Origin of the sequence: Pseudomonas sp. URIL14HWK12:I5 (assembly GCF_900176445.1) — a bacterium.
GTDB lineage: Bacteria > Pseudomonadota > Gammaproteobacteria > Pseudomonadales > Pseudomonadaceae > Aquipseudomonas > Aquipseudomonas monteilii.
The window spans coordinates 79,064-98,272 of record NZ_FWXQ01000007.1; the positions used below are offsets into that span (position 1 = coordinate 79,064).

The following is a 19,209-nucleotide window of genomic DNA, read 5'->3' on the forward strand; positions in this document are numbered from 1 at the left end:
GATGCAAACGCAGATGCTGATCAATGGCCGGCTGGTCGCAGGCGAAGGCCCGGCCTGGACCGTACTGAACCCGGCGCTGGGCACTGCGCTGGCGCAGATCAACGAAGCCACCGAAGCCCAGGTGGACAGCGCCGTGCGCGCCGCCGACCAGGCCTTCGACAGCTGGTCGCAAACCAGCCCCAAGGACCGCTCGCAAGCCTTGCTGGCGCTGGCTGATGCCATCGAAGCCCATGGCGATGAACTGGCCCGGCTGGAATCGCAGAACTGCGGCAAGCCGCTGAGTGCCGCGTTGAATGACGAAATCCCCGCCATTGCCGACGTGTTCCGCTATTTTGCCGGTGCTGCGCGCTGCCTGGGCGGTTTGGCGGCCGGCGAGTACCTGCCGGGCCACACCTCGATGATCCGCCGCGACCCGCTGGGCGTGGTCGCTTCGATTGCCCCGTGGAACTACCCGTTGATGATGCTGGCCTGGAAGATCGCCCCCGCTCTGGCCGCTGGCAACACCGTGGTGATCAAGCCTTCCGAATTGACCCCACTGACCGCCCTGCGCCTGGGTGAGCTGTCTCAGGACCTGCTGCCACCGGGCGTACTGAACATCCTGTTCGGCCGCGGCCAGACGGTGGGCAACCCGCTGGTCAATCACCCCAAGGTGCGCATGGTGTCGCTGACCGGCTCGATCCCAACCGGCGCGCACATCATCAGCGCCACCGCCGACAGCGTGAAACGCATGCACATGGAACTGGGCGGCAAGGCCCCGGTGCTGGTGTTCGACGATGCCGACATCGACGCTGCTATCGACGGCATCCGCACCTTCGGCTTCTACAACGCCGGCCAGGACTGCACCGCCGCCTGCCGCCTGTATGTGCAGGACGGGATCTACGAGCGCTTTGTCGAGCGCCTGGGTGAAGCCGTCGCGAGCCTCAAACCTGGCCTGCAAGATGCCGAGGACACCGAACTGGGGCCACTGATCAGTGCCCAGCACCGCGACAAGGTAGCCGGCCTGGTACAGCGCGCCATCGCCCAGCCGCACATTCGCCTGGTGACGGGGGGCAAGGCGATCGATGGCGAGGGCTTCTTCTTCGAGCCGACCGTACTGGCCGATGCCCAGCAGGATGACGAGATCGTGCGCAACGAAGTGTTCGGCCCGGTGGTGTCGGTCACGCGCTTCACCGACGAAGCGCAGGCGCTGGCATGGGCCAACGACTCCAACTACGGCCTGGCCTCATCGGTATGGACCCGCGACACCGGCCGCGCCCATCGCCTGGCGGCGCGCTTGCAGTATGGCTGCACCTGGGTGAACACCCACTTCATGCTGGTGAGCGAAATGCCCCATGGCGGGCAGAAGCATTCGGGGTATGGGAAGGATATGTCGATGTATGGGCTGGAGGATTACACCTGCGTGCGGCATGTGATGATCAAGCACTAGCCCACTGAGCATACCCGATCGTTGTAGGAGCGGCCTTGTGTCGCGAAAGGGCCGCGAAGCGGCCCCGGCAATTTCAGCGGCGAAGCTGAAAACCTGGGGCCGCTTCGCGGCCCTTTCGCGACACAAGGCCGCTCCTACAGGGACCGCGCAAAGCTTGAGTCAGTCGCGCAAGTCCGACTCGTGAATCGGGTTGGCCCGGCTGGTCGCACGTTGGTACTGCGCGGGCCAGGTAGCTTTGTTACCGCCCAGATCATCATCGGCATGCAGCGGCCAGTATGGGTCGCGCAGCAGTTCGCGGGCGAGGAAGATGATGTCGGCCTGGCCGGTGCGCAAAATGTGCTCGGCCTGGGCCGGTTCGGTGATCATGCCCACAGTGCCGGTGGCGATTTCCGATTCCTTGCGCACGCGTTCGGCGAAGCGGGTCTGGTAGCCGGGGCCGGTGGGGATCTCGGCGTTTACCGAGGTGCCGCCGGAAGATACGTCGATCAGGTCAACCCCCAACCCGCGCAGTCGGCGGGCCAGTTCGACGGTTTCATCGGGGTTCCAGCCGTCTTCGACCCAATCGGTTGCCGATACCCGCACCAACAGCGGCAATTCGGCCGGCCAGATCTTGCGCACGGCCTCGACCACCTGCAGGGTCAGGCGGATGCGGTTCTCGAAGCAGCTGCCGTACTCGTCGCGGCGCTGGTTACTCAACGGGGACAGGAACTGATGCAACAGGTAGCCATGGGCGGCGTGGATTTCGACCACCTTGAAACCGGCCTTCAAGGCGCGCTCGGTCGAGGCGACGAAGGCAGCGATCACACCCTGGATCTCTTCGTGGTTCAATTCATGTGGCGGCGTGTGTTGTGGGTCGAACGCGATCTTCGATGGCCCTACTGGCTGCCAGCCACCGTCTTCGAGCTTGACGCTGCCCTGCTTGCCCAGCCATGGGCGATAGGTACTGGCCTTGCGACCGGCGTGGGCCAACTGGATGCCAGGCACGGCACCCTGTGCGGTAATGAAGCGGGTAATACGTTGCAGCGGGGCGATCTGTGCGTCGTCCCACAGGCCAAGGTCTTCGGCGGTGATGCGGCCATCGGCGGTTACCGCCACGGCTTCAGTGATAACCAGGCCCGCACCACCCACGGCGCGGCTGCCCAAATGAACAAGGTGCCAGTCGTTGGCCAGGCCATCGACGGCGGAATACTGGCACATCGGTGACACAGCGATGCGGTTGGGCAGGGTCAGCTGACGCAGGGTGTAAGGCTCGAGCAGCAGGCTCATGAGGGCACCTCCCAAGGACTCCAATGGTGATCCGGCCCGGACACTCAATTGCACGTCCCTGGCCCAGGTCCGGTCATAACTTCAGACTAGACCAGAATGGGTGGGGGGTAGGTTCCCTCGGATTTGTCGGTGCGCTCAGCGCGGCTCCATGTGGGCAATCATCAACTGCACACTTTCGTTGCCACGAAACTCGTTCACATCCAGCTTGTAGGCCAGCTCGACCCAGCGCACGGTCGGGTTCGGCCACACTTCGCGGTCGATGCCGAAGGCAATACCATCCAGCCGCACCGAACCGCACTCGCTCTTGAGCACCACCTTCAGGTGCCGTTCGCCCACCACACGCTGCTCCACCAGCTGGAACACGCCATGGAACAGCGGCTCGGGGAAGTGCTGCCCCCAAGGGCCGGCGTTGCGCAGGGCCTTGGCCAGGTCGAGGTGGAACTCTTCCACGGCCAGGCTGCCATCGGACAGCAACCGGCCGGTGAGGTCTTCCTCACGCAACTGGCGCCGCACTTCTTCGTCGAATGCTTCGGCAAATGCGGGGAAATTACCCTCGGGCAACGACAGCCCCGCAGCCATGGCGTGGCCGCCGAACTTGCTGATCAGCTCTGGGTGGCGGGCCGCCACGGCATCCAGTGCATCACGGATGTGGAACCCCGGCACAGAGCGCGCCGAACCTTTGAGCATGCCCTCGCCGGCATCGGCAAACGCGATAGTCGGCCGGTGATAACGTTCTTTCAGGCGCGAAGCCAGAATACCGATCACGCCTTGGTGCCAATCTGCATCGAACAGGCACAGGCCATAAGGCATGGACTCGACCGGCAGGTCCTTGAGCTGGGCCAGGGCTTCGCGCTGCATGCCCTGCTCGATGGACTTGCGGTCCTGGTTCAGGTCGTCCAGCTGTTGAGCCATGTCCTGGGCCAGGGCCGCGTCTTCGCACAGCAGGCACTCGATGCCCAGGCTCATGTCGTCCAGGCGACCGGCAGCGTTCAACCGAGGGCCAAGGATGAAACCCAGGTCGGTCGAGGTAATGCGCCGGTGGTCACGGCGGGCCACTTCCAGAATGGCTTTCAGCCCTGGCCGGGCACGGCCGGCACGAATACGCTCGAGGCCCTGATGCACCAGGATGCGGTTGTTGGCATCCAGCGGCACCACATCGGCCACGCTGCCCAGCGCGACCAGGTCGAGCAGTTCGCCGATGTTCGGCTGCGGTTGCGTCTCGTAGCGCCCCAGGCTGCGCAAGCGGGCGCGCAGGGCCATCAGCACATAGAAGATCACCCCGACCCCGGCCAGCGCCTTGCTCGGGAACGTACAGCCCGGCTGGTTGGGGTTGATGATGGCATCGGCGTCAGGCAGTTGCTGACCCGGCAGGTGGTGGTCGGTGACCAGTACCTTGAGCCCGGCAGCCTTGGCAGCGGCCACACCCTCGACGCTGGAAATGCCGTTGTCCACGGTAATCAGCAATTGCGGCTGACGCTGCAGCGCCACCTCGACGATTTCCGGGGTCAGGCCGTAGCCGTACTCGAACCGGTTGGGCACCAGGTAATCGACATGGGCCGCGCCCAGCAGGCGCAGGCCCAGCACCCCGACAGTGCTGGCGGTGGCACCATCGGCATCGAAGTCACCCACAATCAGGATACGCTGGCGCTGGTCGAGGGCCTCGACCAGCAGGTCAACACCGGCCTCGATGCCCTTGAGCTGCTGATACGGCAGCAGACGCGCCAGGCTTTTGTCCAGCTCGGCCTCGCTTTGCACGCCACGCGCGGCGTACAGGCGGGTCAGCAAGGGAGGCAGGTTACCGAGGAATGGCAGGGTCGGCGGCAGGGGGCGAGGTTCGATACGCATGGGTTGCTTCAGCCACGCTCACCGAGCAGCCACTGCAGTTGCACTTCATGCTGGCCACGGTCGTCAGTCACGAACACCGTGCCTTCGCTGATCATCACGTCCCACTTGATGCTGCGCGGCATGTCGGTGGCCAGGGTTTCCAGCACTTCCTGTGGCACAGCGGCAATGCTCAGGTTCTTCAGGTTCTTGACCGCGCTCACCACTTTACCTTCCCACACGCGCAGGCTGCCGTAGGCCAGCAGGCTGGTGCGCTCGGTACGGCGCGAGCACCAGGTCAGGCGGTCGGCATCGGGTTGGCCGACTTCGATCCAGTGCAGCACGCGGTCGTCCAGGCTCTTTTCCCACAGCGCCGGCTCATCGACATCCGACAGGCCACGGCCAAACGACAAGTTCTCGTTGTACCAAAGCGCGTACGCCAACAAACGAACTGCCATGCGCTCTTCGGTTTCCGACGGGTGACGAGCGATGGTCTGCTTGACGCTTTCGTAGACATTGCGATCAAGGTCGGTGAGATTCAATTCGAACTTGTAGGTGGTGGACGGCTGGGCCATGGTCGAGGGGCTTCGTGCAAAAGAAAAGTGGCACAGTCTAACCCATCCGCACCGTCCATGCGCCGCAGCAGTACCCGGCGAAACCGACGTGTGATAAAACCACGGCTCTGCCCAGCTGCCACGGATGCCCCATGTCGACGCCCAGCAAACCCCTCGCCGGCCTTAAAGTTGTGGAACTCGGCACGCTGATTGCCGGGCCGTTCGCCTCGCGCATCTGCGCCGAATTCGGTGCCGAAGTGATCAAGGTCGAGTCTCCGGATGGGGGCGACCCGCTGCGCAAGTGGCGAAAGCTGTATGAGGGCACTTCGCTGTGGTGGTTCGTGCAGGCACGCAACAAGCAGTCGCTCACGCTTAACCTCAAGCACCCCGAAGGCCGCGAGGTGCTGAAAAAACTGCTGGCCGAAGCCGACATTCTGATCGAAAACTTCCGCCCGGGCGTGCTCGAAAAGCTCGGCCTGGGCTGGGATATGCTGCATGCCCTTAACCCGCGCCTGGTCATGGTACGCCTGTCGGGCTTTGGCCAGACCGGGCCAATGAAAGACCAGCCCGGCTTCGGCGCGGTGGGCGAGTCGATGGGTGGCCTGCGCTACATTACCGGCTTCGACGACCGCCCGCCGGTGCGCACGGGCATTTCCATCGGTGACTCGATTGCTGCCCTGTGGGGGGTGATTGGCGCGTTAATGGCGCTGCGCCACCGTGAGGTCAATGGCGGCCAGGGCCAGGTTGTGGACGTGGCGCTGTATGAAGCGATCTTCGCCATGATGGAAAGCATGGTGCCGGAATTCGATGTGTTCGGGTTTATCCGCGAGCGCACCGGCAACATCATGCCGGGCATCACACCCTCCTCCATCCATACCAGCGCCGACGGCAAGCATGTGCAGATTGGCGCCAACGGCGATGCCATCTTCAAACGTTTCATGCTGGCGATTGGCCGCACCGACCTGGCGGATGACCCTACCCTGGCCACCAATGATGGGCGCGACCTGCGCCGTGACGAGCTCTACGGGGTGATTGACCGCTGGGCCAACAGCCTGCCGCTGGACCAACTGATGCAGGTGCTGACCACGGCAGAGGTACCTGCCAGCCGCATCTACTCGGCCGAGGACATGTTCAACGACCCGCAATACCTGGCGCGAGAGATGTTCCTGCAGGCCAAGTTGCCGGATGGCAAGCCGTTCCGCATGCCGGGCATCGTGCCCAAGCTGTCGGATACACCTGGCTCCACCGAGTGGGTCGGCCCGGCGCTGGGCGAACACACCGAGGCACTGCTCACCCGCCTGGGCTATGACGCAGCGGCCATTGCCGGACTGCGCCAGGCCGGCGCGGTCTGACGCCTGCCGCTGCCCTTGCCGATGCGCGCTGCCTACTGGCTACGCCACCTGATCCTGCTATGCGGGCTACTGCCCGCATTGCTCATGCAACCTGCCAGCGCCAAGGAGCGCATCTTCTGGCTGGTGCGCGACCTGCCACCCTTCACCATTTTCGAAGGCCCGGAAAAAGGCCAAGGGGTGATCGACCAGCTATTGCCGCTGCTGACCAGGCAGATGCCCGAGTACGACCACACCATCGTGCGGGTCAACCGGGCGCGCGGCATCCAGATGCTGCAAGACCGAAACACATTCACCTGCGACCCGACCCTGCTGTGGACCCCGGAACGGGCCAAATATGCGCTTTTTTCCATGCCAACGCTGGGTGTGCTCAGTGGTGGCCTGGTGCTGCGCAAGGAAAACCAGGCACTGGTAGCGTCCTACCTCGACAGCCAGGAAGTGGACCTGCATGGCCTGCTGAGCAACGCCCCGGTGAAACTGGGCATTGTTGCCGAACGTAGCTATGGCACGCAGATCGACGCCATTCTGCAGCAGCTACCTGATACTGCGCTTAGCCGGCACTATGGCAACGACGCCACAGCTAACCTGCTGCAAATGCAAAAACTGGGGCGCCTACGCTTGGTGCTCGGCTACTGGCATGAAGTTCGTTACTTGCTTCAGCAGCAAGGCGGCTCACTGGCCGACTATCAGTTTCATCCTGTCCAGGGGGTGGAGCGCTATCAGTTTCTCCATGTCGCCTGCTCTGACAATCCGTCGGGCCGCAAAGTGGTAGCGCATATCAACCAGCTATTGCCTGCTTTGCGCCGTGACGTGCTGCCTGGCTTGTATGCGCACTGGCTGGACCCGTCGTTGCAGGAAGACTACCTGGAAGACAGCAAGCGCTTCTTCGAAGCCCCTTGATCACCTGAAAAAAGAAACCCCGGACGCTGGGGAAGACGCCCGGGGCCAAGCGAAAGTCCTTGGGGACTTCCCGTGACAGCCTTGCCAGCGCCGGAGCAAAGCACTGGCTGGCTGCCCCTACAGTGTCTGATAAGCCACTCAGGCAAAGGTTCCCTGCGGTTGTTGACGCTGTTGCAATGCCGCGATCACACAGGGCTGCAAGCGCCCTTCGGCAATCTGCAGGTCACGGTGCAGGCCATCCACCAGATCGATCAACAGGCGTTGCTCCTGCAACTGGCGCTCGCTGACCGTGCGCTGCAGGGTGATGCCGGCGAGGCGGTCATGAACGGTCAGTTGGCGATTGCCATTGGCATCGGTGATGCCGAGGTGGATCTGATAGGGGGTCAGGGCGTCGTTGAGCAGGCTGCAGATTCTTTCCATCCGGATCACTCGCTGCGTGGTGGGATCTAAAGGAACTGACCAGCAGGCGCTGCAGAAAGTTCGTCAAACCGCGCCCGCGTCAGTGAGCATGCGGGGATGAGATGACAGTTTGAATACGCTGCCTGGGGCGTGCCTGCAGTGTTTGCAGGGCACGCTGCAGGCGCGGCATCGACAGCGGCCAGGGGAGCTCGGCGAGCACCCACAGGCCTTGGTTTCTTGCCTCCTGAGCTAGGTTCTGATGCTTCGGTGTGGCCTTGCCGACGAACAGCAACGCGCGTGACCGATGCTGCCGGGCGAGCAAGGCGAGGCCTGAGCGAGTTGGCATGGCATGGTCGAGAATCAGCAGGTCGGGGCGACGCTCAGCGTTCAGGCAGGCGTCCAGGTCGTTGGCGTTTGCGCTGATGCGCACGTTGAACAGGCCTTGGGCGTTGAGGGCCTGGTGCAGAAGGATCTGATGGGATGGGCGAGGCTGGTGAATCAACACGTAGGGCTGGTACATGAGCCGCTCCTGGTGGGAGGACCGGCTAATTTAGGCTTTGCGCGGGGCAGCCTTAATAGGACTTTTCTGTGGTGACCACGGGAAAAGTCCTAGGGACCGGGCCGCGCTGCGGCCCCCTTTCGAAGGTAATGCTTAAAGCGGCTTGCCGCGGTTGCCGTGCTGGCTGACAAAGTCCTGCACTGCTTTCAGGTCATTGGCCAACACCGTGCAACGCTCTTCACGGCTGAACAGGTCGCTGAGGTGTGCTGGCAGCTCCAGCGCCTTGCCAACACCTGCCTTCTCCACCGCTTCCGGGAACTTGACCGGGTGTGCGGTACCCAGCACCACCATCGGCGTGTCCAGGCTGCGACGGCACTCGCGCGCGGCTTTGACGCCGATTGCGGTATGCGGGTCGAGCACTTCACCCGTGGCGGCGAACACCTCGGCAATGGTCTCGCAGGTTTGCTCGTCGCTGACGGCCAGCGAGTCGAACAGCTTGCGCGCTTCGGTCCAGCGGTCTTGCTCGACGCTGAAACCACCGCCCTGCTTGAAGTTGGCCATCAGTTCGGCGATGGCGCCACCGTTGCGGCCGTGCAGGTCGAACAGCAGGCGCTCGAAGTTGGACGAAACCATGATGTCCATCGACGGCGACAGGGTCGCGTGCAGGGTTTCCTTCACATACTGGTTGCCGCTCATGAAGCGGTGCAGGATGTCGTTGCGGTTGGTGGCGACGATCAGCTGGCTGACCGGCAGGCCCATGTTGCGGGCCAGGTAACCGGCGAAAATGTCGCCAAAGTTGCCGGTAGGTACCGAGAACGCGACCGAACGCGCCGGGCCGCCCAACTGCAGGGCTGCATGGAAGTAGTAGACGATCTGGGCCATGATCCGCGCCCAGTTGATCGAGTTGACCGCTACCAGGCGGGTGCCCTTGAGGAACGACTGGTCAGCGAAGCTGGCCTTGACCATTTCCTGGCAGTCGTCGAAGTTGCCTTCGATGGCGATGTTGTGGATGTTGTCGCCGAAGAGGGTGGTCATCTGGCGGCGCTGCACTTCCGACACGCGCTGGTGCGGGTGCAGGATGAAGATGTCGACGTTGTCGCAACGGCGGCAGCCTTCGATGGCGGCGGAGCCGGTGTCACCGCTGGTGGCACCGATGATCACCACGCGCTCGTTGCGCTTGGCCAGCACGTGGTCGAGCAGGCGGCCGAGCAGTTGCAGGGCGAAGTCCTTGAACGCCAGGGTCGGGCCGTGGAACAGCTCCAGCACCCACTCGTTGCTGTTCAGCTGACGCAGCGGGGCGACTGCGGCGTGGGCGAACTCGCCGTAGGTTTCTTCAAGGATTTTCTTGAAATCGGCGTCGGCGATGCTGCCTTCGACGAACGGACGCATCACACGGAAGGCCAGTTCGTGGTACGGCAGGCCGGCCCACGAGGAGATTTCTTCCTGGGTGAAGCGTGGCAGGTTCTCGGGAACGTACAGGCCGCCGTCACTGGCCAGGCCAGCCAGCAGCACGTCTTCGAAATTCAGGGCCGGTGCCTGGCCGCGGGTACTGATATAGCGCATGGGTGCAAACCTTCGATGCTAAGGCCCGGGCCGCGCCGGCGGCCCGAGAACAAAATTAATTGAGCTGTTCGACGCGGATGCGCACGACCTTGCCGACCACGTCCTGCAGGGCTTCCAGGGCGACGATGGCATCGTTGATACGCTGCTCGACCACGCCGTGGGTCAGCAGGATCATCGGTACCAGGCCGTCCTGCTCCTCGGCTTCCTTCTGCATGATCGACTCGATGTTGATGCCACGCTCCGACAGGATGCTGGCCACCTGGGCCAGTACGCCCGGGTGATCCTTGGCCTGGATGCGCAGGTAGTAGGCGCTTTCGCAGGCTTCGATCGGCAGGATCGGGTGAGCCGACAGCGCGTCTGGCTGGAAGGCCAGGTGCGGCACGCGGTTTTCCGGGTCGGAGGTCATGGCACGCACCACATCCACCAGGTCACCGACCACCGACGAAGCGGTAGGCTCCATGCCGGCGCCCGCGCCGTAGTACAGGGTGGAACCGGCGGCGTCACCGTTGACCATCACGGCGTTCATCACGCCGTTGACGTTGGCGATCAGACGGTCAGCCGGGATCAGCGTGGGGTGTACGCGCAGCTCGATGCCTTCGGCAGTACGACGCGCCACACCCAGGTGTTTGATGCGGTACCCCAGGGCCTCGGCATAGTTCACGTCAGCAGTGGTCAGCTGGGTGATGCCTTCGGTGTAGGCCTTGTCGAACTGCAGCGGGATGCCGAAGGCGATGGACGCCAGGATGGTCAGCTTGTGCGCGGCGTCGATGCCTTCGACGTCGAAGGTCGGGTCGGCTTCGGCGTAACCCAGCGCCTGGGCTTCGGCCAGCACGTCCGGGAAGGCACGGCCCTTCTCGCGCATTTCGGTGAGGATGAAGTTGCCGGTGCCGTTGATGATACCGGCCAGCCAGTTGATGCGGTTGGCCGACAGGCCCTCGCGGATGGCCTTGATCACCGGGATGCCGCCAGCCACGGCCGCTTCGAAGGCGACGATGACGCCCTTCTCGCGGGCCTTGGCGAAAATTTCGTTGCCGTGCACGGCAATCAGCGCCTTGTTGGCGGTGACCACGTGCTTGCCGTTTTCAATGGCCTTGAGTACCAGGTCGCGGGCGATGGTGTAGCCACCGATCAGCTCGATGACAATGTCGATCTCCGGGTTGCTCGCAACTTCGAACACGTCAGCGGTAATGGGGGTACCGGTAATCTGGCAGTTCGGGTTCTGCGAGCGCATGGCGATCTGTGCCACTTCAATACCGCGCCCGGCACGGCGGGCAATCTCCTCGGCGTTGCGCTGAAGTACATTGAAGGTTCCGCCACCGACGGTCCCCAACCCACAGATGCCTACTTTGACCGGTTTCACTGTGAACTCCCCATTGAACGGCCGGCACGTTTGCCGACCGTGAAACATGCCGTCACCCCATGACGACGGCGTACTGAATTGGATTACTTGGCCAGTGCCAGCTTGGCGACCTGCGGTGCCGGCTGGTAGCCCGGAATGACCTGGCCGCTTTCAAGCACGATGGCCGGCGTACCGTTGACGCCGATCGACTGGCCCAACTGGAACTGCTTGCTGACCGGGTTGGTGCACTTGGCAGCCTTGATTTCTTCGCCTTCGACCATCTTGTCCATCGCCCCACGACGGTCGCTGGAGCACCACACCGCCTGCAACTGCTGGTCACCCGGCGAGCCGAGGCCCTGACGCGGGAAGGCGACGTAGCGCACTTCGATACCGCGGCGGTTCAGCTCGGGCACTTCGGCGTGCAGCTTGTGGCAGTACGGGCAGGTGGTGTCGGTGAATACGGTAATGTGCGACTTGGTCTCACCCTTGGCAGGATAAACCACCATCTCGGCGGCTGGAATGCCGTTGATGAGCTTGGCGATGCCTTGGCGCTCGGTTTTTTCGGTGAGGTTGACCGGCTTGCCGTCCTGGATCTGGAACAGGTAGCCCTGCATCACGAACTGGCCGTCGGCGCTGGCGTACAGCACACGGCCGCCCTGCAGCTTCACTTCATAGAGGCCGTTGAGCGGGCTGCTGGCCACGCTTTCCACGGGCACTTCCAGCTCAAGGTTTTGCAACGATTTACGGATGGCCTGCTCGGCACCGGCATTGTTATCGGTTGCCGCAGCTACGGCAAACGTACTGGCCAGCGCCAACGCGGCGGCGGCGAAAAACTGGGTCACGCGCATGGGAACTCCTGAAGGCGGACAGGGGCCGGAGGGCGCCACCTGCGGAAAATACGCGGTGGCCGTGCGGCCCTTGGTGCAAACCGCCCAAGCCTACCACATCACACCGCCGGTGAAGGGCCTTGCAAGGACCAGTCGGCGGAACATGAAAAACATTCATCCACGCGGGTGGTGCTGGGCGTGCAACTGCTGCAGACGGGCCTTGGCGACGTGGGTGTAGATCTGCGTGGTGGACAGGTCGCTGTGGCCAAGCAGCATCTGCACCACGCGCAGGTCGGCGCCATGGTTGAGCAGGTGGGTGGCGAAGGCGTGGCGCAGGGTATGCGGCGACAGCGGCTTGTCGATGCCGGCAACCCGGGCATGGTGCTTGATGCGGTGCCAGAAGGTCTGCCGAGTCATCTGCTCGCCACGCAGGCTGGGGAACAGCACGTCGCTGGGGCGGCCATTGAGCAGTTCGGCGCGACCGTCACGTTGATAGCGCTCCAGCCACACGACCGCCTCTTCCCCCATCGGCACCAGGCGCTCCTTGCTGCCCTTGCCCATCACACGCAGTACACCTTGGCGCAGATTGACCTGATCGAGGGTCAGGCTGACCAGTTCGGTGACGCGCAGGCCGCAGGCATACAGCACTTCGAGCATGGCGCGGTCGCGCTGGCCAATGGCTTCGCCCAGGTCCGGGGCTTGCAGCAAGGCCTCGACGTCGGCTTCGGAGAGCGACTTGGGCAGCGGCTTGCCCAGCTGCGGCATTTCGACCTGCAGGGTCGGGTCGATGGCCACCAGTTTTTCCCGCAGCAGGTAGCGGAAGAAGCCGCGCAGGCCGGAAAGGAAGCGCGCCGTGGAGCGTGGCTTGTAGCCTTGGTCGAGGCGCCAGGCCAGGTGGTCGAGGATCAGGTCACGGCCGGCATCCGGCAGGGAAACCGAATGTTCCTGTAGCCAGCCGTTGAACAGGGCCAGGTCGCTGCGGTAGGACACGCGGGTGTTGTCGGACAGGCCTTTTTCGAGCCACAGGGCATCAAGAAACTGGTCGATCAGGGGATGGTCGAGGGCGGACATGAAAACTCGGTGGCAAACGGCGGATTGATGCTTAGTCTTTCATAACAGCGCAGGCATAGGGAGCCCACATGAGCGAAGAGCAGATACTACTTAGCGTCGGCGGCATCGGCGCCGCTGCACTGGCCTGCCAGTGGCTGGCCTGGCGCCTGAAGCTACCGGCGATTCTGTTTCTGCTGCTGACCGGGATCATTGCCGGTCCGGCACTGGGCTGGCTCGACCCCGAGGCGTTGTTCGGCCCGCTACTGATGCCGCTGGTGTCGCTGGCAGTGGCGCTGATCCTGTTCGAAGGTAGCCTCACCCTGCACCTGTCGCAGTGGCGCGAAATCGGCAGCGTGGTGCATCGCCTGGTCACCGTGGGCGCGCTGGTCACCTGGCTGGTCATCGCCCTGGCGACCCACTGGCTGCTGGGATTCGACTGGCCGCTGGCGATTCTGTTCGGCACCTTGACCCTTGTGACTGGCCCCACTGTGATCGTGCCGATGCTGCGCGTGGTGCGGCCAAAGTCGACCATCGCCAACATCCTGCGCTGGGAAGGGATCATGATCGACCCGATCGGTGCGCTGCTGGCCGTGGTGGTGTACAGCTTCATCATCGCCAGTGCAGACGGCAATGGCCTGTTCCAGAGCCTCACTACCTTCGCGGGGGTCATTTTCTGCGGTAGCGCCCTGGGTGCGGCCGGGGGTTGGCTGCTGGGGCAGATCATGCGCGAACAATGGCTGCCGGAATACCTGCACAACCTCGCATCACTGGCGGCGGTGCTGGGTATTTTCATCGCAGCCAACCAGATCGTGCATGAGTCCGGGCTACTGGCAGTGACCGTGATGGGCATGTGGCTGGCCAACATGCGCGGGGTGGATGTGCGGCAGATCCTGCACTTCAAGGAGAACCTCAGCGTACTGCTGATTTCCGGCCTGTTCATCCTGCTGGCTGCGCGCCTTGACCTGCATGCCCTGCTGGGCCTCGGCCCGGCGGTACTGGCGTTGTTGCTGGTGATCCAGCTGCTGGCACGCCCACTGAACGTGTGGCTGGCAACACTGGGCTCACCGCTCAGTTGGCGGGAACGGGCACTGCTGGCCTGGATTGCGCCACGCGGCATCGTTGCCGCCGCCGTTTCAGCGATTTTCGCCATCCGCCTGCATCAGGCCGGACACCCGGACGCCTTGCTGCTGGTGCCGCTGACCTTCGCCGTGATCATCGGCACGGTGGTACTGCAAAGCGCCACGGCCAGGCCGCTGGCACGTCTGCTCAAGGTCGCCGAACCGGCGCCCAGTGGTTTTCTGGTGGTCGGTGCCAACGAGCCGGCCCGGGCCATCGCCAAAGCCCTGCAGCAATTGGGCTGTCGGGTTTTGCTCACAGACTCCAGCTGGGAAAACATTCGCGCCGCGCGCATGGACGGACTACCGACCTACTTTGGCAACCCCGCCTCGCAACATGCCGACGCGCACCTGGACCTGGTCGGCCTCGGGCACTTGCTGGGGCTGTCTCCCGCTGGCGAAATCAACGCCCTGGCCTGCGCAAGGTTCCGCCATGACTTCGGTAACGGCCGGCTGTTCGTGCTGGCCAGTGGCCTGGAGAAGCAACGCAGCGACAAGCACCGAGCTGCCGAAGAGCATCGGGGGCATCTACTGGGAGCCAGCCCAATGACCTATCTGCAACTGGCCAACCGGCTGCATCAGGGCGCCGAACTGTACAGCACCAACCTGACCGAAGGCTTTGGCTGGGATGCCTACCAGGCACTGCATGGCGAGCGTGCGCACTTGCTGTTCGCCCGAGACGGGCATGGCTGGGTACATGTAGCCAGCCCCGACAACCCGCTACAGCCGCAACCGGGATGGACCCTGGTGGCGTTGATCGAGCCAGCCCCGGAGCCCTGACACTCAGGCGCCCGGGAGCACCGGCACCGGGCGCTTGTCCTCGTCAATGGCGACAAAGCTGAACACACCGTGAATGGCCCGTTCGCGGCCGTCCAGGTACATGTTCTCGACAAACACGTCCACCTGCACCTGCAAGCTGGTATTGCCGACCTTGATTACCGTGCCTACCAGTTCGACGATCGAGCCCGCCGGAATCGGGTGCTTGAAGTCGATGCGATCGGTGGACACGGTCACCAGCGGCAGGCGGCAGAAGCGCGTGGCGGCGATGAACGACACTTCGTCCATCCAGGCCAGGGCGGTGCCGCCGAACAGGGTGTTGTGGTGGTTGGTGGTGTTTGGGAACACCGCCTTGGTCACGCGAGTCACCGACAGCTCGGTACGGCGCTGGATTTCCTGGTCTCGGGTAGTCATGGCATTCACATCTTTGAAAGGTTCAAAACGCAAAAAAGCAGCCCGAAGGCTGCTTTTTTCTCGCTAGGCGGCCTCGGCCACCGGGCAAACTGTACTCAGGACAGTTTTTCCTTGATGCGAGCGGCTTTGCCGGACAGGTCGCGCAGGTAGTACAGCTTGGCTTTACGCACGTCACCACGACGTTTCACGGCCAGGCTGTCGATTTGCGGGCTGTAGGTCTGGAAGGTACGCTCTACGCCAACGCCGCTGGAGATCTTGCGCACGGTGAAGGCGCTGTTCAGACCGCGGTTACGCTTGGCGATAACAACGCCTTCGAACGCCTGCAGACGGGAACGCTCACCTTCCTTCACTTTAACCTGAACGACAACGGTGTCGCCTGGTGCGAAGGTCGGGATTTCCTTGCTCATCTGCTCGGCTTCGAGCTGCTGGATGATCTTGTTGGTCATGCTGTGCTCCTAAGATGGATACGCGATCCACCATCGATACGTTTAACTATCGTCCCGCTCGCGGAGGTATTCCTCGAGCAGCTTCTTCTCTTCTCCAGAAAGCGAGCGACTTTCCAGAAGATCGGCGCGTCGTTCGAAGGTCCTACCAAGGGACTGCTTCATCCTCCAACGCCGGATATGTGCATGGTTGCCACTTAGCAACACGTCGGGAACACGCTGATCCGCATACACCTCAGGTCGGGTGTAGTGCGGGCAATCCAGCAGACCGTCGGTGAAGGAATCTTCTTCCGCCGAGTCCACATGCCCTAAAGCTCCGGGCAGCAGCCGTGTAACCGCATCGATCAGTACCATGGCCGGCAGCTCGCCACCGGAAAGCACATAGTCGCCAATCGACCACTCCTCATCGACATGAGCCTCGATAAAGCGCTCGTCGATGCCTTCATAACGACCGGCGATCAGGATCAACGATTCCTGTTCGGCCAGGCCTTTGACCGCCTGCTGAGTCAGCTTGCGGCCTTGTGGCGACAGGTAGATCACCTTCGCCGCTGCTCCGGTCGCTTGCCTGGCGCTAACCAGGGCGTCTTCCAGAGGCTTGATTTTCATCACCATGCCCGGACCACCGCCAAACGGCCGATCATCTACCGTGTGGTGACGATCTGTGGTGTAGTCCCGCGGGTTCCAGCAAGTCACCTGAAGCAACCCCTGTTTCACCGCGCGGCTGGTAATGCCGTACTCCGTGATGGCCGAGAACATCTCGGGGAACAACGTGATGACGTCTACGCGAAGGTTACCCATCGTTTAGAAGTCCGCGTCCCATTCAACCCGCATCACGCCTGCTTCCAGGTCGACGTTGAGCACGCATTGCGCCGTATAGGGCAACAGACGCTCGCGATCATCCAGGCTGCCTGCGCAGGGCTTGACCACCATTACATCGTTCGCACCGGTCTCCAACAGGTGATCGACCTTGCCGAACAGTTGTTCGTCCTGGTTGATGACCTTCAGGCCTTCCAACTGGTACCAGTAGTACTCGTCGGCAGCCAGGTTGGGCAAAAGGCTCCGCGAAATGCAGATTTCATAACCGCTCAGAAGACGGGCTTCATCACGATCCTCGAGGCCTTTAAGCTTCACGACCAGGCCCTTTTGGGAGCCACGACCGCTGACCAGCTCGACCTGCTTTACCTTGCCTTCGTGCCGAAGCGTCCAGCGTGGATAATCCAACAGGTTTTCAATCGGATCGGTAAAGGAATACACCTTCACCTCGCCGCGAACGCCGTGAACCGAAAAAATCTTGCCGACGACGATGAGGTCATCAGCCTTTTCTGGCGTCGCGTTCATACTGTTCAGGCAGCGGCCTTGGCAGCGTCCTTCAGCAGCTGAGCAACGCGCTCAGACGGCTGTGCGCCCTGGCTCAGCCAGTAGGTGACGCGCTCTTGGTTGACCGACAGCTTGACTTCGGCGCCCGATGCGATCGGGTTGAAGAAGCCAACGCGCTCAACGAAACGGCCGTCACGGGCGTTACGCGAGTTGGTCACGGTCAGGTGGTAGAATGGGCGCTTTTTCGAGCCGCCACGGGCCAGACGAATGGTTACCATGTGAACATCGTTCCTATAGTCGGTGTTGCAGTTTGTACTGCAAATCTGAATGCCAAATAGGCACACGGGTGCCCAAAAGGCCGCATATTCTCGGGGAATACACGGACATTTGCAAATGACTTTTTCGGCAAGGCCCTGCCCCACCGTCCAGATTTGCCGGTTGCGCCGCGAAATCCGCGGCCGTTGCCCCGCCAAGGCGGGGGTTCTGGGCGCCTGTCCGACAAAAGGCAGGCGCCCGGAATAGAGGTTTACAGCTTCGGCATACCGCCGCCAGGCAGCATGCCGCCCAGGCCGCGCATCATCTTGGCCATGCCGCCTTTGGCAGAGAATTTCTTCATCATCTTCTGCATCTGCTTGTGCTGCTTGATCAGCCGGCCGATGTCCTGCACCTGAGTGCCGGAACCCAAGGCGATACGGCGCTTGCGCGAACCACTGATCAGGTCAGGGTCGCGGCGCTCGGCCGGGGTCATGGAGTTGATGATCGCTTCCATCTGCTTGAACTGCTTCTCGGCCGCGCCTTGTGCGTTGCCCATCTGCGACAGGTTGACCCCACCGATGCTCGGCAGCTTGTCCATCAGGCCGCCCAGGCCGCCCATGTTCTTCATTTGCTGCAGCTGGTCACGGAAGTCTTCGAGGTCGAAGCCCTTGCCTTTCTTCAGCTTCTTGGCCAGCTTGTCGGCCTTGGCCTTGTCGATGGTCTGCTCGGCCTGCTCGATCAGGCTGAGCACGTCGCCCATGCCGAGGATGCGCGAAGCAACACGGTCGGGGTGGAACGGCTCAAGGGCCTCGGTCTTCTCGCCCATACCGATGAACTTGATCGGCTTGCCGGTGATGGCACGCACCGACAGCGCAGCACCGCCACGGGCATCACCGTCGACCTTGGTCAGCACCACGCCGGTCAGTGGCAGCGCCTCGCCAAACGCCTTGGCGGTGTTGGCGGCGTCCTGGCCGGTCATGGCGTCGACCACGAACAGGGTCTCGATCGGCTTGACCGCAGCGTGCAGCGCCTTGATCTCGTCCATCATGTCGGCGTCGATGTGCAGACGGCCGGCGGTGTCGACGATGACCACGTCGATGAACTTCAGCTTGGCTTCGCGGATGGCCGCTTCGGCAATGGCCACCGGCTTCTGGCTGATGTCGGACGGGAAGAAGGTGACACCAATGTCGTTAGCCAGGGTTTCCAGCTGCTTGATCGCCGCCGGGCGATAGACGTCGGCGGACACCACCATCACGCTCTTTTTCTTGCGCTCTTTAAGGAAGCGCGCCAGCTTGCCGGCAGTGGTGGTCTTACCGGCGCCCTGCAGGCCGGCCATCAGCACGACGGCTGGCGGGGCGGCGTTCAGCGCGAGGTCTTCGTTGGCCGCGCCCATCAGGCTTTCCAGCTCGGCCTGGACGATTTTCACGAACGCCTGGCCCGGGGTGAGGCTGCGCGACACTTCGGTGCCGACCGCACGTTCCTTGACGCTGTTGACGAAATCCTTGACCACCGGCAGGGCAACGTCGGCCTCGAGCAGGGCCATGCGCACTTCGCGCAGCGTGTCCTTGATGTTGTCTTCGGTCAGCTTGGCCTTGCCGGTGACATGGCGCAGCGTCTGTGACAGGCGGTCGGTCAGGTTTTCGAACATGGTGATCCTTTCAGGCCCAGTAAAAGCCGAGGTTTGTCAGGCGCCCTGGGGGAAATACACACCCGCCGGGCACAGCAAGGCGGCGATTATAGCGAAGTGCGGCGGCGGCGCACACCTTGGTGGAGGCCTGGGAGATATTCGGTGGCTGCCAGGGCCTGTTCGCGGGCAAGCCCGCTCCCACACGGCCTACCAGTCTTCCTAGAGCAGCGGAATCTATGCCACACTCCGTCTCTTTAAGGCTCGCCAA

Annotated in this window: 19 protein-coding genes; 4 read left to right on the plus strand and 15 right to left on the minus strand. The window is 62.9% G+C overall.

From position 1 onward, the window contains the following. Position 1: 1 nt before the first annotated feature. Positions 2 to 1,426 carry a gamma-aminobutyraldehyde dehydrogenase gene (locus tag B9A31_RS17080; RefSeq protein WP_084297167.1) on the plus strand — a complete coding sequence of 475 codons (1,425 nt, stop codon included), beginning with the start codon at positions 2 to 4 and terminating at the stop codon, positions 1,424 to 1,426. A gap of 159 nt (positions 1,427 to 1,585) precedes the next feature. On the opposite strand, the gene B9A31_RS17085 is transcribed toward B9A31_RS17080, so the two are convergent. From B9A31_RS17085 to B9A31_RS17095, 3 genes are all read right to left on the minus strand, one after another. Further along, positions 1,586 to 2,692, minus strand: coding sequence for an NADH:flavin oxidoreductase/NADH oxidase (locus B9A31_RS17085; RefSeq protein WP_019097649.1), 1,107 nt, complete (start codon positions 2,690 to 2,692; stop codon positions 1,586 to 1,588). A 135-nt stretch (positions 2,693 to 2,827) separates the two neighbouring features. Beyond that, positions 2,828 to 4,537 (minus strand): single-stranded-DNA-specific exonuclease RecJ, encoded by a 1,710-nt coding sequence (gene recJ, locus B9A31_RS17090; RefSeq protein ID WP_025753741.1) that lies wholly within the window; start codon positions 4,535 to 4,537, stop codon positions 2,828 to 2,830. A gap of 8 nt (positions 4,538 to 4,545) precedes the next feature. Continuing rightward, positions 4,546 to 5,088, minus strand: coding sequence for a YaeQ family protein (locus B9A31_RS17095; protein ID WP_003252169.1), 543 nt, complete (start codon positions 5,086 to 5,088; stop codon positions 4,546 to 4,548). Between the two features lie 131 nt (positions 5,089 to 5,219). On the opposite strand from B9A31_RS17095, the gene B9A31_RS17100 reads away from it, so the two are divergent. Continuing rightward, on the plus strand, positions 5,220 to 6,419 hold the full coding sequence (locus B9A31_RS17100; protein ID WP_025753742.1) for a CaiB/BaiF CoA transferase family protein: 1,200 nt from the start codon (positions 5,220 to 5,222) through the stop codon (positions 6,417 to 6,419). Between the two features lie 21 nt (positions 6,420 to 6,440). Further along, positions 6,441 to 7,316, plus strand: coding sequence for a TIGR02285 family protein (locus B9A31_RS17105; protein WP_027615504.1), 876 nt, complete (start codon positions 6,441 to 6,443; stop codon positions 7,314 to 7,316). A 138-nt stretch (positions 7,317 to 7,454) separates the two neighbouring features. On the opposite strand, the gene B9A31_RS17110 is transcribed toward B9A31_RS17105, so the two are convergent. From B9A31_RS17110 to xerD, 6 genes are all read right to left on the minus strand, one after another. Then, positions 7,455 to 7,736, minus strand: a complete 282-nt coding sequence (locus tag B9A31_RS17110) for a DUF3509 domain-containing protein (protein WP_019097652.1) — start codon at positions 7,734 to 7,736, stop codon at positions 7,455 to 7,457. Between the two features lie 79 nt (positions 7,737 to 7,815). Continuing rightward, the gene (locus tag B9A31_RS17115; protein ID WP_019097653.1) at positions 7,816 to 8,235 is read right to left on the minus strand and encodes an ANTAR domain-containing protein; all 420 of its coding nucleotides are present in this window, start codon (positions 8,233 to 8,235) and stop codon (positions 7,816 to 7,818) included. A 132-nt stretch (positions 8,236 to 8,367) separates the two neighbouring features. After that, positions 8,368 to 9,777 (minus strand): threonine synthase, encoded by a 1,410-nt coding sequence (gene thrC, locus B9A31_RS17120; protein ID WP_084297168.1) that lies wholly within the window; start codon positions 9,775 to 9,777, stop codon positions 8,368 to 8,370. A gap of 55 nt (positions 9,778 to 9,832) precedes the next feature. Further along, positions 9,833 to 11,137 (minus strand): homoserine dehydrogenase, encoded by a 1,305-nt coding sequence (locus tag B9A31_RS17125; protein WP_016712995.1) that lies wholly within the window; start codon positions 11,135 to 11,137, stop codon positions 9,833 to 9,835. An 83-nt stretch (positions 11,138 to 11,220) separates the two neighbouring features. After that, positions 11,221 to 11,964, minus strand: coding sequence for a thioredoxin fold domain-containing protein (locus tag B9A31_RS17130; protein ID WP_016712996.1), 744 nt, complete (start codon positions 11,962 to 11,964; stop codon positions 11,221 to 11,223). A gap of 153 nt (positions 11,965 to 12,117) precedes the next feature. Then, positions 12,118 to 13,014, minus strand: coding sequence for a site-specific tyrosine recombinase XerD (gene xerD, locus B9A31_RS17135; RefSeq protein WP_016712997.1), 897 nt, complete (start codon positions 13,012 to 13,014; stop codon positions 12,118 to 12,120). Positions 13,015 to 13,082: 68 nt separating this feature from the next. Here xerD and B9A31_RS17140 point away from each other — a divergent pair, with 68 nt between their 5' ends. Beyond that, positions 13,083 to 14,888 carry a cation:proton antiporter gene (locus B9A31_RS17140; RefSeq protein WP_027609561.1) on the plus strand — a complete coding sequence of 602 codons (1,806 nt, stop codon included), beginning with the start codon at positions 13,083 to 13,085 and terminating at the stop codon, positions 14,886 to 14,888. Positions 14,889 to 14,891: 3 nt separating this feature from the next. On the opposite strand, the gene B9A31_RS17145 is transcribed toward B9A31_RS17140, so the two are convergent. The 6 genes from B9A31_RS17145 to ffh form a co-directional block, all read right to left on the minus strand. Further along, the gene (locus tag B9A31_RS17145; protein ID WP_010952562.1) at positions 14,892 to 15,299 is read right to left on the minus strand and encodes an acyl-CoA thioesterase; all 408 of its coding nucleotides are present in this window, start codon (positions 15,297 to 15,299) and stop codon (positions 14,892 to 14,894) included. Between the two features lie 95 nt (positions 15,300 to 15,394). Further along, positions 15,395 to 15,745, minus strand: coding sequence for a 50S ribosomal protein L19 (rplS, locus tag B9A31_RS17150; RefSeq protein WP_003252148.1), 351 nt, complete (start codon positions 15,743 to 15,745; stop codon positions 15,395 to 15,397). Positions 15,746 to 15,787: 42 nt separating this feature from the next. Beyond that, positions 15,788 to 16,540 carry a tRNA (guanosine(37)-N1)-methyltransferase TrmD gene (trmD, locus tag B9A31_RS17155; protein ID WP_003252146.1) on the minus strand — a complete coding sequence of 251 codons (753 nt, stop codon included), beginning with the start codon at positions 16,538 to 16,540 and terminating at the stop codon, positions 15,788 to 15,790. 3 nt (positions 16,541 to 16,543) lie between these two features. Then, positions 16,544 to 17,080 (minus strand): ribosome maturation factor RimM, encoded by a 537-nt coding sequence (gene rimM / locus B9A31_RS17160; RefSeq protein ID WP_084297169.1) that lies wholly within the window; start codon positions 17,078 to 17,080, stop codon positions 16,544 to 16,546. 5 nt (positions 17,081 to 17,085) lie between these two features. Then, positions 17,086 to 17,337 carry a 30S ribosomal protein S16 gene (gene rpsP, locus B9A31_RS17165; protein ID WP_008094480.1) on the minus strand — a complete coding sequence of 84 codons (252 nt, stop codon included), beginning with the start codon at positions 17,335 to 17,337 and terminating at the stop codon, positions 17,086 to 17,088. 248 nt (positions 17,338 to 17,585) lie between these two features. Continuing rightward, positions 17,586 to 18,962: a signal recognition particle protein gene (ffh, locus tag B9A31_RS17170; RefSeq protein ID WP_012270758.1), complete on the minus strand. Its 1,377-nt coding sequence runs from the start codon at positions 18,960 to 18,962 to the stop codon at positions 17,586 to 17,588. Positions 18,963 to 19,209 lie beyond the last annotated feature (247 nt).

What these genes read in the sequence shown, in the direction of transcription:
- rpsP (WP_008094480.1), bottom strand. Translation starts at nt 17,337, where the DNA reads ATGGTAACCATTCGTCTGGCCCGTGGCGGCTCGAAAAAGCGCCCATTC.
- rplS (WP_003252148.1), bottom strand. Translation starts at nt 15,745, where the DNA reads ATGACCAACAAGATCATCCAGCAGCTCGAAGCCGAGCAGATGAGCAAG.
- rimM (WP_084297169.1), bottom strand. Translation starts at nt 17,080, where the DNA reads ATGAACGCGACGCCAGAAAAGGCTGATGACCTCATCGTCGTCGGCAAG.
- B9A31_RS17100 (WP_025753742.1), top strand. Translation starts at nt 5,220, where the DNA reads ATGTCGACGCCCAGCAAACCCCTCGCCGGCCTTAAAGTTGTGGAACTC.
- B9A31_RS17105 (WP_027615504.1), top strand. Translation starts at nt 6,441, where the DNA reads ATGCGCGCTGCCTACTGGCTACGCCACCTGATCCTGCTATGCGGGCTA.
- ffh (WP_012270758.1), bottom strand. Translation starts at nt 18,962, where the DNA reads ATGTTCGAAAACCTGACCGACCGCCTGTCACAGACGCTGCGCCATGTC.
- B9A31_RS17145 (WP_010952562.1), bottom strand. Translation starts at nt 15,299, where the DNA reads ATGACTACCCGAGACCAGGAAATCCAGCGCCGTACCGAGCTGTCGGTG.
- thrC (WP_084297168.1), bottom strand. Translation starts at nt 9,777, where the DNA reads ATGCGCTATATCAGTACCCGCGGCCAGGCACCGGCCCTGAATTTCGAA.
- B9A31_RS17095 (WP_003252169.1), bottom strand. Translation starts at nt 5,088, where the DNA reads ATGGCCCAGCCGTCCACCACCTACAAGTTCGAATTGAATCTCACCGAC.
- B9A31_RS17080 (WP_084297167.1), top strand. Translation starts at nt 2, where the DNA reads ATGCAAACGCAGATGCTGATCAATGGCCGGCTGGTCGCAGGCGAAGGC.
- B9A31_RS17085 (WP_019097649.1), bottom strand. Translation starts at nt 2,692, where the DNA reads ATGAGCCTGCTGCTCGAGCCTTACACCCTGCGTCAGCTGACCCTGCCC.
- trmD (WP_003252146.1), bottom strand. Translation starts at nt 16,540, where the DNA reads ATGGGTAACCTTCGCGTAGACGTCATCACGTTGTTCCCCGAGATGTTC.
- xerD (WP_016712997.1), bottom strand. Translation starts at nt 13,014, where the DNA reads ATGTCCGCCCTCGACCATCCCCTGATCGACCAGTTTCTTGATGCCCTG.
- B9A31_RS17140 (WP_027609561.1), top strand. Translation starts at nt 13,083, where the DNA reads ATGAGCGAAGAGCAGATACTACTTAGCGTCGGCGGCATCGGCGCCGCT.
- B9A31_RS17115 (WP_019097653.1), bottom strand. Translation starts at nt 8,235, where the DNA reads ATGTACCAGCCCTACGTGTTGATTCACCAGCCTCGCCCATCCCATCAG.
- recJ (WP_025753741.1), bottom strand. Translation starts at nt 4,537, where the DNA reads ATGCGTATCGAACCTCGCCCCCTGCCGCCGACCCTGCCATTCCTCGGT.
- B9A31_RS17110 (WP_019097652.1), bottom strand. Translation starts at nt 7,736, where the DNA reads ATGGAAAGAATCTGCAGCCTGCTCAACGACGCCCTGACCCCCTATCAG.
- B9A31_RS17130 (WP_016712996.1), bottom strand. Translation starts at nt 11,964, where the DNA reads ATGCGCGTGACCCAGTTTTTCGCCGCCGCCGCGTTGGCGCTGGCCAGT.